Consider the following 12,561-nt stretch of genomic DNA (forward strand, 5'->3'; position numbering starts at 1 on the left):
CTTGGCCGACTGGCGCACATGATACGTGGTTTTATCGGATTTTGACAGAATATGTCATAAAAAAGCACACCCTAGGCGTGCTTAGTTTTAGCTGATGACCATACTCGCCAACTGATTGTTTGGCCTAGTTATTTTTGAGTTAATTCATCTTCCCAGCGGACTTGGGCGCCACGAATGCCGTCAACTCGTTCGCTAAAGGCTTTTTCAAGCACATGGCGTTTGATTTTGAGGGTAGGTGTGAGCGCATCATTTTCAATCGTCCAAGGATCACTGACCACGACAATCGCATCGACATGTTCGTGTGACTCTAAGTGCGGATTAACGCTATCGAGTGTCGCTTTGAGTGAGGAGCGGACTTCTTCGCGGGCTTGTAGATTTGCCCCTTCGGATAACTGCACTAGTGCGACGGGATGTGGCAGACCAGAGCCAATCACGCAGATCAGTTCAACATGGGGATCCTGCGCCAATTTACGTTCGATAGGCACGGGCGCTACATATTTACCCTTGGCGGTTTTAAAGTTGTCTTTCACTCGGCCAGTAATAGTGACACAACCATCGGCATCAATTGAGCAGAGATCGCCTGTGTGGAAGAAACCATCAGCATCGAATGCCGCTGCAGTAGCTTCAGGCTGCAGATAATAAGCTGTCATTAATCCCGGACTCTTGAGCAGTAGCTCACCATCCTCGCCTTGGCGGATCTGGCAATCCTCAACTGGGCGGCCAACAGTACCAATTTTACGCGCATCAAAAGGATAGTTGATGATCGAATAGGCACAGTTTTCTGTCATACCCCAAGCTTCGCAGATATTAAGACCAATACTGTGATACCAGTGGATCAGTGATGGCGGAATAGGCGCCGAGCCAGAGCCGAGTAGACGACAATGGTTCAAACCTAAACCCTTATGGATTTTGTATTTCACAAAGCTGCTAAGCAGTGGGATTTTCAGCAATAGATTAAGTTTACTGACCCCAATTTTGTCGATAATGTTTTTCTGAAACAGGCTCCATAACCGTGGTACCGAGAAGAATACCGTTGGTTTTGCCCGTTGAACATCGACAACGAAGGAGTCGAGACTTTCAACGAAAGCCACCACACTACCTGAGTAGAAGGATGATCCTTCAATCGCAACGCGCTCTGTGATGTGGGCTAAGGGTAAATAGGATAAAAGTCTATCGTCGCCATCGGTGCGCAGGTCACGCACTACCGCTTGGCAAGTCCAGCCATAGCTGGCGAAGGTTTGAATCGCGCCTTTAGGTTGGCCAGTCGAGCCAGAGGTATAGATGAGTGTCATCACTTGGTCTGGAGTAGGCAGCGGGGCGTTAACTAAGGGGTATCCTAGCTTAAGCAACTGTTCCCATTGATATTGGGCTGGCATCGTATCATAGGGCATGGCAAGGCGTAGTAGCTCGCCGCCGACACCAGCCTCTTGGTCTGCCCAATGGTCAAGCTTGCCGAGAAAAATGGCTTTTGCACCACTGTGTTGCAGCACATAGCGAATAGTATCTGTGTTGGCGGTAGGGTAAATAGGTACGCTGACATAGCCGCCGTGCATCAACGCGAGGTCGGTGATAAACCATTCGGCACAGTTTTTAGAGAGAACGGCAATTTTATCACCACGCTCTAAGCCTAAGTGATGTAAGGCTCCGGCAAGTTGTTGAACTTTTTCTTGAACTTCAGCCCAAGTAAAATCAAGGAATTGACCCTTGATCGGTTGGCGTAAATAGACTTGGTCCCCCTGAGTATTAGCCCAGTGCGCCAGCATTTCAATTGGCGTCTTAATCGCTGTATCCATTGGCAATTCCCTGTTATTTATTGTTCTTTTGGCTGTACCCAGTATGGCGAGTTTTGTGAGCTCGCGCAAATAGTTTACAAGATTGTAAAATATGAGAATGGAGCGCAAAGCCTACAAGTTGAGTGTTATACCAATCGTATTAAATATCTGTTCATTCAGCGGGAGTTCAACGCGCTTTAGACAAGGCGAAGGCTTGAAGGCATAGTGGTGCTCTGTCGAAAGCCTTAAACGCAGTATAAAGCGCGTTGCCATGTAGTGAACATCAGCCGCCCTTCGGGAGCCACACAGGCATCCCATTCCGGTGTTGCATTGACTTAAAAGGGAATAACCATTTCTGCGTCAATGCGCCTTGGATTGAAATGCCTGTGAGGCTCTGAACTGATTAGATATTTAATGTGATTGGTATGAAAGCAAGATGAAGAGAGTGGCAAGCGGGGGGATTGTGTTGGCAACAAAAAAAGCGCCGTAGCGCCTTTTCGTTTATAGAAGGTGAAATGCTAGCGCTTACAGCTCCATCACGCCGTCCATTTCAACTTGAGAATCCTTCGGCAATTGCTTCACGCCGATAGCAGCACGGGCTGGGTATGGCTGGCTGAAGTAACGGCTCATGATTTCATTTACTTTAGCGAAGTGGCTTAAATCAATCAGGAAGATGTTGAGCTTAACGATATCGTTGATTGAACCACCCGCAGCAGTACAAACCGCCGTCAGGTTTTCAAATACTTGCACGACTTGCGCTTCAAAATCATCGCTGACAATTTGCATTGTGCTTGGCACGAGCGGTATCTGGCCAGATAAATACACTGTGCTGCCGACTTTAACCGCTTGTGAATACGTGCCTATGGCCGCTGGGGCGTTTTCGGTCGCTATGATGATTTTTTCTGCCATGACGCTCTCTCTAGTGTTGAGTTAATTAACGATTACGGGACGTGCGCAGTACTTCGGGCAGTACCCTAATTCGGCGCATCACGTTGGCTAAATGGATCCTGTCTTTCACCGAAATCCGCAGGTTGATCAAATACACGCGACCATCACGTTCTTCAGTGCTGAGGTTGTGAATGTTTGAACCTTCGGCGGCAATGATCGAGGTGATCTTTGCCAGTGCACCTTGGTGGTTAACGATTTCGACCCGCAGATTGGCTTGGTAATCAACGCCTTCAACATTATCCCATTGTACGGGAATATACTTGTCTGGCTCGCCTTGATAACCACGAATATTGGCGCAGTTCTCCATGTGTACCACTAAGCCCTTACCTTGGCTCACGTGCGCTATCACGGCATCACCTGGGATGGGGCGGCAACAGTTAGCGAAGGTAACGAGCATGCCTTCGGCGCCACGAATTGGCATCATGTGGCCGTCGCGACTTTCTTGATTCTCAAGATTATCGCCAATCAAACGCTGGGCGATAACAATACTCATGGCATTGCCAAGGCCGATATCGGCGAGCAGTGAATCGAGCGTCGTATGTTTAGTATCGCGGATCACTTTTTCTATCTGCTCAGGCGCAATGCTGTCGAGTTTGGTTTTGCCTAGCGCATGGTTGAGCAGGCGGCGACCGAGTGCAATCGCATCATCACCTTTAAGGCTTTTCAGCACTTGGCGGATTTTAGCGCGAGCTTTACCGGTTACCACAAAGTTCAGCCACGCGGCATTAGGACGGGCGCCTTTAGCGGTAATGATTTCAACGGTTTGACCTGAAATTAACGGTTGGCTAAGCGGATACGCTTGGCGGTTAACACGGGCGCCGACGCAAGTATTACCTACGTCCGTATGCACTTCGTAGGCAAAGTCTACCGCGGTGGCATTGACGGGTAATTCCAGAATGCGACCTTCAGGGGTGAACACATAAATCTCTTCAGGGAAGAGTTCCGTCTTCACGTTTTCAACGAATTCGAATGAGGTGCTAGCGCTTTGTTGTAACTCCAACAAGCTTTGCATCCACTTACGGGCACGCACTTGAGTCGTCGTGCCTTGGCCTGTTTGCGCACCGCCTTTGTAGGCCCAGTGTGCAGCTACCCCTTTGTCGGCCATCTGGTCCATATCTTCGGTACGAATTTGGATCTCAACGGGCACGCCGTGTGGACCAAATAAAGAGGTATGGAGAGACTGATAACCGTTGGCTTTAGGGATAGCGATATAATCTTTGAAACGACCGGGGCGGGGTTTATACAGTCCATGCATGGCGCCGAGTACGCGATAACAAGTGTCGATGGAATCGACTATCACCCTAAAGGCGTAGATATCCATCACTTCTTGGAATTGCAGCTCTTTACTCTGCATCTTGTTATAGATGGAGTAGAGGTTTTTCTCGCGACCTTTGACTTTTCCCGGAATACCCGCATCGTTTAAGCGCGTATACACAGCGGCTTCAATGCCTTGGATCAATTCTTTGCGATTGCCACGGGCGGCTTTAACGACTTCTTTAAGCACCCGATATCGCATTGGATAATAAGCTTGGAAACCTAAGTCTTCTAACTCAGTCTTGATGTTATGGATACCAAGACGGTTAGCGATAGGTGCGTAGATTTCTAAGGTTTCGCGGGCGATACGGCGACGTTTGTCGGGACGCAGTGCGCCTAAGGTACGCATGTTGTGGGTTCTATCGGCAAGCTTGATGAGGATAACGCGGATATCCTGCGTCATCGCCATCATCATTTTACGGAAGTTTTCAGCCTGGGCTTCTTTCTTGTCGCGAAATTTAAGCTTATCGAGTTTTGACACGCCTTCGACGAGTTCGGCCACCGCGACACCGAATAGTTCGGCTAAATCGTCTTTGGTGACATGGGTATCTTCGATGGTGTCGTGGAGCAGTGCTGCCATCAGCGTCTCATGATCAAGACGCATGTCAGCAAGGATGCGGGCAACCGCAACCGGATGAGTAATATAAGGTTCGCCACTCGTGCGCATTTGCCCTTCGTGGGCATCGCGCGCAATCTGGTACGCCTGCTTGAGCAATTCTACCTGTTCAGGTTCTAAGTAACCGGAAGCAGACTCCTTTAGACCTTCAAACAGATACAAGTGGCAGCTCTCCTTTTACCTAAATAGGTTTTTACTCAAAAACTATAATGAACGACCTTCAGCAATGGCTGCAACCGCTGCAATTTCAGCGGCTTCACGTTCACGCACCGTTTGACGCTCATCTGCATCTAAGGTGTGAGCGTTAACTAAACCTAGTTCGATTTCACGCAGGGCGATAACCGTGGGTTTGTCGTTCATCTCTTCAACCATAGGGTCTTTACCCTGCACGGCGATTTGGCGAGCACGACGCGCCGCAACCAAGATCATATCAAAACGGTTGCCGATTTGTTCTACGGCGTCTTCTACAGTTACGCGAGCCATGTGTTGAAACTCCAGTTTATCTAGGGAAAAAATGACGCAAAATTGTACACTATGACAGCTATCCTGCCAACAGATCGTGAAGCATATCATTTTGCGCGTGGATCTGACTAGCACCTGTTAAGCGCTGACTGCGAATGATGGCACGCAAATCGGCTAAGGCAGTGTCAAAATCGTCGTTGACGATAATAAAATCATATTCTTTATAGTGGGACATTTCCGATACGGCTTGTGCCATACGGCTGGCGATAACATCGCTACTGTCTTGTCCGCGACCAGTGAGGCGGCGTTCTAGCTCGGCTTTAGAGGGTGGTAGAATAAACACACCAACGGCTTCTGGCATCACGGCTTTAACTTGTTCGGCACCTTGCCAGTCGATATCGAGGAAAACATCGATACCTTGGGTGAGCGTATGCTCGATCACATGGCGCGAGGTACCATAGTAATTGCCGAACACTTCTGCCCATTCAAAAAAGGCATTTTCAGCAATTAAGGCTTTGAATTGCTCAACATTAACGAAGTGATAGTGTTGACCATCAACTTCACCTGGGCGTGGTGCGCGGGTGGTATGAGATACCGAAACCTGCATGTCGGCTGGCTTGTCTTTAAGCAAGGCTGAAATCAACGAGGATTTACCTGCGCCACTTGGCGCCGACACAATAAATAAATTTCCGCGTGCGGTCATGAGCTAAATATCCAATGGGTTAACGCAAGAAGGGCCCAGAAAGCCGAGCATTATACCGATTTTGACCATAGAAATACTAGGGCTTGTTGGCTGGCAATTTAAGCCTATTTTAGATTTACTTCGATATTATGTGCATTTTTATCCGACTTGGGTCGTAGGCACTGACAATTGCGGGTAAATTGGTTACGCTCGTGCGAATAAGGCAATGAGTGTCTTTTTGTATCTCGTTTTTACAACAATAAAGGAAGGGTCGTGCTGTTAAAATCTCTTTTCTGCCTTCACGGGCGTGATTCTCGTCCCCGTTTTGTCGCAATTAGTGTTGGCGTTTACGTCTGTATTGCATTTGCCGCCGCTGCTTTTGGGGCTAATTTTCTGATGTATTTGCTGGCATTGTTGGGTCTACCTTTATTAGGGCTCACCAGTTTGCGTCGTTTGGCCGATGCCGATAAGTCAAAAGGCTTGATTGGCGTATTTCTATTGCCGTTAATAATTTTCATCGGCCTGTTAGCGGCCGGTGTGCATATTGCCTTAATTGGATTGAGTTTAGTGTTAGCCGCGGGACTGACATTTTGGGGCTGGCGCTTTCCTGCACCAACGATAGTGGATTATCGCTACGGTTATTTCGGTCCTGAGCTGGATGCACCAACATCACAGGCAATGCCTAGGCGCCGTGTGGAACCGACTATCGTTCCTAAAACCATCGCACCTAAAACCATAGATCCTAAAATCGTAGATCCTAAAACTATAGACCCTAAAGCCATGGCATCTAAAACTGCCATAGATCCTAACATCATTGACCCTAAACCTATTGTTGCTCAAGACGTTGCCGTAAGACAATCGGCAAAATCTACCTCTCATATTCAAGCACAACCTCAAGCTGAAAGGCATGAGCCGCATGTTGAGCAGCTTCATGCCCAAACCATTAGCGCTGAGACTGTGTCTGAGCCAGAGGTCGATTTATCGACCCATGTTGAATCTGTTTTAACATCGCCGAGGGTTGAGCCGAGTGTTAGCGCGGCGGAGGCAGAGCGAGAGGCGTTGCGTCAAGATGAGCTGCGCTTTGATGCGTTAACTCGAATGACGCAGAATCCTGCCGATTTTGTGATACCAGACAGCCATGCGGATTTTCGTCCTGCTAATACTAGCCGCGTTGAACAGACCCACATTGAGTTGGTCGATGTCGATGTGGACAATGTTGATTTGAAACATGTCGACTTTACTGCGGCGCAATTAGATCCTGCCGAGCGTAGTGCTGAACCCGGTTGGCGTTTTACCGCCGAAGAAGATGACGAGCCTGACAGCTTTAACGATAGAGATCATGCCGAAGAAGTGCGTCAGCGCCGCGCCGAAGCAAAAGATTCTGGTTCGATGACTGAGCTATTTCGCGGTTTATTTGAGTTTTTGGCGCCACTAAAGCGTTTCTTGGTGTTGCCTAAGATTAAACTGCCGAAAGTGGAACGCCGTTATTGGCGCCCAGCAGGAATTGGCTGTGGCGTGGTGCTCTTGATTGCCTTGGTGTGGGGACTTTGGCCAAATGGTGACGCAGAGACGGGTGATGGTGCAGAAGTTGTCACGGTTAACGCGATTGCGCCCTATGCGGGTGAGCGGGTGACGCTCGCGTTACCGGACGGTTTTTCTGTGGCGCTGGAGGATGACATCTTGATCATGCGTTGGCTCGGTGAGAAAGGTAAAGCACAAAACCTGTGGTCCTTAGCGACGGCAAAGGGAGATAAAACTTGCAGCGTCTTATCCTTTAACAATGGCACTGACTATCGTCCTGTGACTGTGGATCTGAAAGCGGATTCCGCTTCAGAGGCGCGATTCTCGCCACTCGACACTCAGGCCATCATTATTGATCTCGCTCGTCGAGGTAATATTAGCCTGTGTGGTTATAAGTTCAGTCTTAAGGGCAGCCAAGCGATATTGGAACAAAATCGCACCTTTGGCGATTATATTGCTCGTTAAAAAAGTCTGCAGCTAAGTCGATAAAAATTCTGCTTAAATGCTAGTCACAATTAGAGGGGTAGATTACACTTTTGCTCCTCTTTTTCTCAAACCGTACTTTAGGTTGTTTAGGTCGCTGCGGTTTGGGGAAACACCTTTAAATTTGAACTGAATATATCAATCCAGCATGAATACAGAATTGACCTTAGTCATTATGGCTGCGGGGCTAGGTAGTCGTTTCGGCGGCGAGAAGCAATTGGCGGCACTCGGCCCCGCGGGTGAACCCATGTTGGTGCTATCAATCATGTCGGCCATTCGCAGTGGTTTTCAGCGTGCTGTGCTGGTGATCCGCCCAGAATTAGAAAGTGAATTAACTGAGATCCTGACACGATTTTTGCCAGCCGATTTTGAATATCATTTTTGCTATCAAGTCTTAACGGATTTACCCGACGCGGCGCAGTTGGCGGATCTTAGTCACAGGCTTAAACCTTGGGGCACGGCCCATGCACTCTGGAGTGCGCGCCATCTTGTTAAAGGGCCAATTGCCGTTATCAATGCAGATGATTTTTATGGTGATAGCGCTTTTGCTTCCTTAGCCAAAGGCTTAAGCATGAGGCCAACTGAGTGGATGATGGTGGCCTATCCCATAGAACTCACGTTGTCGGAACACGGTGGTGTTAACCGTGGTCTGTGTCAGGTTGAAAATGGTCTGCTTAAATCGGTCGCCGAATGGCTCAATATCGCCGAGCAAGCTGGCCACTTAATGGGTGATGGCCCGCAGGGTCATGCTAATTTGCCGGCGCAGTCCTTGGTCTCTATGACATGCTGGGGCTTCTCCCCAAACATATTTGATGTTATTAAACGTGAATTAACCGAATTTATCGGGCAACAGGGTCAACAACCTAAGTCTGAATGCTATTTACCCGCCATAGTACAAGCGGGAATTGAGCAAGGTTTGCCTGTGTATGTCGATGTTGCCTGTGAGCCATGGCTTGGCGTGACTTATCCGCAGGACACTGTCTGGGTAAAACAAAAATTAACGGAGTTATTGAGTGATTAAACTCATCAGGCAGTCAGTGTTGCCTCATTTTGGTATTGAATCTGCCGAGGCGAAAATTTCTGCCCTCGGTAATGGCCACATCAATGACACCCTTTTAGTGCGATGGCCTGCGGGCGAATTGGTATTGCAGCGAATTAACACTGAGGTATTTAAAACACCCAACGCTTTGGTCTGCAATGCCGATAAAATTAGCCATCATTTATGCGCTAAGTCATTACAGCAACAATACGGCCTTAAAGTCGTTAGCCCATGTTTAACCCAAGAGGGTGAGCTGGCTATCGATTTAGGCGAGCAAGGATTTTGGCGTGCGATCAGTTACTTGCCTCATAGTCTCAGCATTGAAGTGGTTAAGTCGGAACAAGAAGCGGAAATGGCGGCTAAGGCCTTTGGGCATTTTGCCTCAGCCTTGAGTGATTTTGATGCGACAGAGCTTGAAGATGTGATCCCTCAATTTCACCATCTACCGGGACGCATGGCCTTACTAAAGCAGGCCGCTGAACTCGATAGTCAACATCGCTTAGCGCTCTGCCGTCATTGGGTTGATTACGCGTTATCTCAGCAGGCTTTGCTGGATGAACTTGCAGAAATATCGCCAAAGCTGCCGCTACGAATTTGTCATAACGACACTAAAATCAATAACATGCTTTTTGATAAACGTGATATGTCCAGCATGGCGATTATCGATTTAGATACCTGCATGAAAGGTCATCTTATGTATGACTTCGGCGACATGGTACGCACTTTCTGCTCGCCAGAGGAGGAAGACTCTACGGCCTTGGATAAAGTCCAAGTGCGTCAAGACATCTTCGCCGCGATTTGCCGTGGCTACTTGAGCGAGTTGGGTGACGTTTTAACGGAAGACGAAAAGCGCAGTCTGTGGCTCGGTGCTCGGGTGATTTGTTTGATGATAGGTGTGCGTTTTTTAACGGATTATCTTAACGGTGATGTGTATTTCCATATCCACCGCGAAGGCCATAATTTAGACCGCGCCGCCAACCAGTTTACCTTGTACCAAAGCTTGCTCGACCAAGAGGCTGTGCTTAAAGCTAATTTCTAATTCAGCGCTTGGATATCTGTACATTGGTATCTGTGTACTGATCCAATGCATTGTTAAAGCGTGTAGTCGAAAAACTTACGGCTTTGTGGGCCTGCGCTATTGGTGTTGACCTTGTTGGGGTGTTTATATTCGCCCCAACTTGCCACGTTGCGGCCCACGTTAAGTTTAGGGAAACTCAGTGGCTCGCTTAAACCTAATGTAACATCGCTATTCTTCGCGTTTGCTTCCATTCCCAAAAATTGCAGTAACTGACTCAAGCTTCCCGCATGGCTAACATCAATTGAAATAAAGTCTTCCCGCCCACTAAAGTAAGCGAACACTTCTTGCTGATGCTTTTGATAACAAGCAATTAAGTGCTCACTGCTGGCAGGTTCCGCCACTTTATCTATGGCGAAAGTATGCCTAAAACTGCGCTTTAATATTGGATGAAAGCGGCCCGTTTTTTCATCCAAATGGGGCGCCATTTTACCAAGTAACATCTGCATCGAAGGCAACCAAGTATTGATATCGCGGTCGAGATAGACAAACACTGCCTCGGGAAATAATAAATCCAACTGCTGATAATCGCTGAAACAAGGCGTGTCAGACACTGCATCGGCCAGCATAAACGCCTGCTTAGTAAAGGCCATGTGTGCCACTTTTAGCCCTTGCTCCAACAACGCCACACTCACACTCGTGGTGCCCGTGCGTGGCAAACCTATGATAAAGACCTTCTGCTTTTTCACCTTTATCTGTTCGTCACTGAGCGCATTCGACTGGACTGGGTACATTGCATCTGGCGTAGCAATCTGTGAATTACCAGTAGGTTGAACATTGCCGATACGCTGTGTATTAGCAGTACATTGTACGTGAGTAGAAGTTGGTGAATTGTTGGCGTTATCAGGCATAGGTTAGGCTCAGAATGTGTGTCAGCGGTGCGGTAAAGCCGTAAGTTTTCACCTCGGCGTTTCACATTGGCGTGTCAAATCAGCGGCGGCAGTATATCTCAGCGCGAAGGCTTTGTCGGTGACTATACATATTTGTCGGTGGCTATACATAAAAGTCACGCACCACTGCAATGCACCCAGTAAAGGCGCACCGTATTGTATGATAACTGCACTGTAGCTGCACAATAATAGCAAGTGGATGACCGCAAGGCTTAGAAACGAGATTTCGGATTACCAACAAGGCTCATTTCTCTGCATTGCATAGCCATGTTGGTATTGATGAGGCGATTATTAGCGCTATTCGACTCATAAAGTGAGGCGAATACATTTGTTAATCGCCTCATTATGTGAGTAGAATAGGCTTGTTATTCGACTCATGGGGTAGATATGTGGATTTGGCAGCAAGCCGATTGGCCTAAGTTTCATTGGAACACCAGCAGCATTGATGCCTTGCTGCGTCAGGTCTATTTCAATCAGGGCCAGTTGCTTGGCAAGCAAATGCTAAGTCACGACGATAGCTTATTAACTTCAGACGCTGCACTCGACACCTTACTCGCTAACATTATCCATTCCAGTGCCATCGAAGGTGAAAAGCTCAATGCAGCCTCGGTGCGCTCATCCTTGGCTAAAAAACTCGGCGTGACTGAAGATAAACCGTATCCGACAACAGCACAAACCGATGGTTTGGCTGACATTATGCTCGATGCCTTAAAAAATTTAGATACAGAGTTAACCCTTGAGCGGATATTAGGTTGGCATAAACAGTTATTTCCCCAGGGTTATACGCTGTTTAACCCTGTTATTGGCGGAGCGCTGCGTGGCGATACACCTATGCAGGTTGTCTCTGGCCGGATTGATAAACCAACAGTGCATTTTGAGGCACCTTCTAGAGCAGCCTTGGATGCTGAACTGTCACAGTTTATCGAATGGTTTAATGCATCACGGCAAGCGCAGGTTTTAGATCCGCTTATCCGTGCGGCGATAACACATCTTTGGTTTGTTACTCTTCATCCACTTGATGATGGTAATGGGCGCATCGCGCGCTTATTGACTGATTTAGCTCTGGCGCAAGCGGAGAAACGCTCGATTCGTTTTTACGCTATGTCGGTCAGTATTCTTGCCCGTCGCCAAACTTACTATGACATTTTAGAGTCCACTCAAAGGGGGGATGTAGATATTACTCCTTGGTTAGTATGGTTTTTTGAGACCCTCAATGATTGCTTACTCAATGCGATGGCAGATGTGAGCAGAACGCTGTCGAAAACTCAGTATTGGCAAAGTGTCGACCAATCTTTATTGAGTCAAGAGCAAGCCAAAGTACTTAATCGCATGTTAGACGGCGATTTTGAGTTAGGGATTAATAGTAGCCAGTATCAAAAAGTCGCTAAGGTGAGTCGCGCCACCGCCACCCGTCATCTTGCGCAAATGGTCGAACAGCACTTTTTAGTTAAAGCCGACGCCGGTGGCCGAAGTACCAGATACTTATTGCCACTCAGTATGAAACGATAAAGGTTAGGCATGTTATCAAGCACTTGCATTCCAGTGACTCGGTGAATAGAAACCTAGGGTTTCTAAGTTTATGAACGAGAGCCATGGAAGGCGAACTGGCAGTTAAATAGGGAATGTTCAAGTCCCAGGATGCTCAACCCTGTAGGATCCCCTCATAATTCATAACCCCAACAACCATGAATTAATGAGAGTTCAGCTAGTTTCTTCGCAGCACAAAGCAAATTATCTGCTGATATGGGGTAATCATGCC

Annotated in this window: 10 protein-coding genes; 4 read left to right on the top strand and 6 right to left on the bottom strand. The window is 47.8% G+C overall.

The window, feature by feature from the left end:
- Positions 1-128: 128 nt before the first annotated feature.
- The 5 genes from KO533_RS15850 to gmk form a co-directional block, all read right to left on the bottom strand.
- Positions 129-1,793, bottom strand: a complete 1,665-nt coding sequence (locus KO533_RS15850) for an AMP-binding protein (RefSeq protein WP_131523995.1) — start codon at positions 1,791-1,793, stop codon at positions 129-131.
- A gap of 504 nt (positions 1,794-2,297) precedes the next feature.
- The gene (locus KO533_RS15855; protein WP_006079838.1) at positions 2,298-2,681 is read right to left on the bottom strand and encodes a RidA family protein; all 384 of its coding nucleotides are present in this window, start codon (positions 2,679-2,681) and stop codon (positions 2,298-2,300) included.
- 25 nt (positions 2,682-2,706) lie between these two features.
- Complete coding sequence (spoT, locus tag KO533_RS15860; RefSeq protein ID WP_105251161.1) at positions 2,707-4,812, bottom strand: bifunctional GTP diphosphokinase/guanosine-3',5'-bis pyrophosphate 3'-pyrophosphohydrolase; 2,106 nt, start codon at positions 4,810-4,812, stop codon at positions 2,707-2,709.
- Positions 4,813-4,854: 42 nt separating this feature from the next.
- Positions 4,855-5,133 (bottom strand): DNA-directed RNA polymerase subunit omega, encoded by a 279-nt coding sequence (rpoZ, locus tag KO533_RS15865; RefSeq protein WP_007651394.1) that lies wholly within the window; start codon positions 5,131-5,133, stop codon positions 4,855-4,857.
- Positions 5,134-5,191: 58 nt separating this feature from the next.
- Positions 5,192-5,815, bottom strand: coding sequence for a guanylate kinase (gene gmk / locus KO533_RS15870; protein WP_105251162.1), 624 nt, complete (start codon positions 5,813-5,815; stop codon positions 5,192-5,194).
- A 252-nt stretch (positions 5,816-6,067) separates the two neighbouring features.
- Here gmk and KO533_RS15875 point away from each other — a divergent pair, with 252 nt between their 5' ends.
- From KO533_RS15875 to KO533_RS15885, 3 genes are all read left to right on the top strand, one after another.
- A complete protein-coding gene (locus tag KO533_RS15875; protein ID WP_219255070.1) occupies positions 6,068-7,780 on the top strand; it encodes a hypothetical protein in 1,713 nt (570 codons plus the stop codon).
- Positions 7,781-7,946: 166 nt separating this feature from the next.
- Positions 7,947-8,819: an NTP transferase domain-containing protein gene (locus KO533_RS15880; protein WP_219255072.1), complete on the top strand. Its 873-nt coding sequence runs from the start codon at positions 7,947-7,949 to the stop codon at positions 8,817-8,819.
- Positions 8,812-9,876, top strand: coding sequence for an aminoglycoside phosphotransferase family protein (locus KO533_RS15885; protein ID WP_168826533.1), 1,065 nt, complete (start codon positions 8,812-8,814; stop codon positions 9,874-9,876). The genes KO533_RS15880 and KO533_RS15885 overlap by 8 nt, the downstream gene beginning before the upstream one ends.
- A 53-nt stretch (positions 9,877-9,929) precedes the next feature.
- On the opposite strand, the gene KO533_RS15890 is transcribed toward KO533_RS15885, so the two are convergent.
- Positions 9,930-10,763, bottom strand: a complete 834-nt coding sequence (locus tag KO533_RS15890) for a sulfotransferase (RefSeq protein WP_219255075.1) — start codon at positions 10,761-10,763, stop codon at positions 9,930-9,932.
- Between the two features lie 426 nt (positions 10,764-11,189).
- Between KO533_RS15890 and KO533_RS15895 the strand changes: the two genes are divergently transcribed.
- Positions 11,190-12,311 (top strand): Fic family protein, encoded by a 1,122-nt coding sequence (locus tag KO533_RS15895; RefSeq protein ID WP_173242788.1) that lies wholly within the window; start codon positions 11,190-11,192, stop codon positions 12,309-12,311.
- Positions 12,312-12,561 lie beyond the last annotated feature (250 nt).

It is taken from the genome of Shewanella sp. NKUCC05_KAH (assembly GCF_019345585.1).
Lineage (GTDB): Bacteria > Pseudomonadota > Gammaproteobacteria > Enterobacterales > Shewanellaceae > Shewanella > Shewanella oncorhynchi.

What these genes read in the sequence shown, in the direction of transcription:
- KO533_RS15850 (WP_131523995.1), bottom strand. Translation starts at nt 1,793, where the DNA reads ATGGATACAGCGATTAAGACGCCAATTGAAATGCTGGCGCACTGGGCT.
- KO533_RS15855 (WP_006079838.1), bottom strand. Translation starts at nt 2,681, where the DNA reads ATGGCAGAAAAAATCATCATAGCGACCGAAAACGCCCCAGCGGCCATA.
- rpoZ (WP_007651394.1), bottom strand. Translation starts at nt 5,133, where the DNA reads ATGGCTCGCGTAACTGTAGAAGACGCCGTAGAACAAATCGGCAACCGT.
- gmk (WP_105251162.1), bottom strand. Translation starts at nt 5,815, where the DNA reads ATGACCGCACGCGGAAATTTATTTATTGTGTCGGCGCCAAGTGGCGCA.
- KO533_RS15880 (WP_219255072.1), top strand. Translation starts at nt 7,947, where the DNA reads ATGAATACAGAATTGACCTTAGTCATTATGGCTGCGGGGCTAGGTAGT.
- KO533_RS15890 (WP_219255075.1), bottom strand. Translation starts at nt 10,763, where the DNA reads ATGCCTGATAACGCCAACAATTCACCAACTTCTACTCACGTACAATGT.
- KO533_RS15895 (WP_173242788.1), top strand. Translation starts at nt 11,190, where the DNA reads ATGTGGATTTGGCAGCAAGCCGATTGGCCTAAGTTTCATTGGAACACC.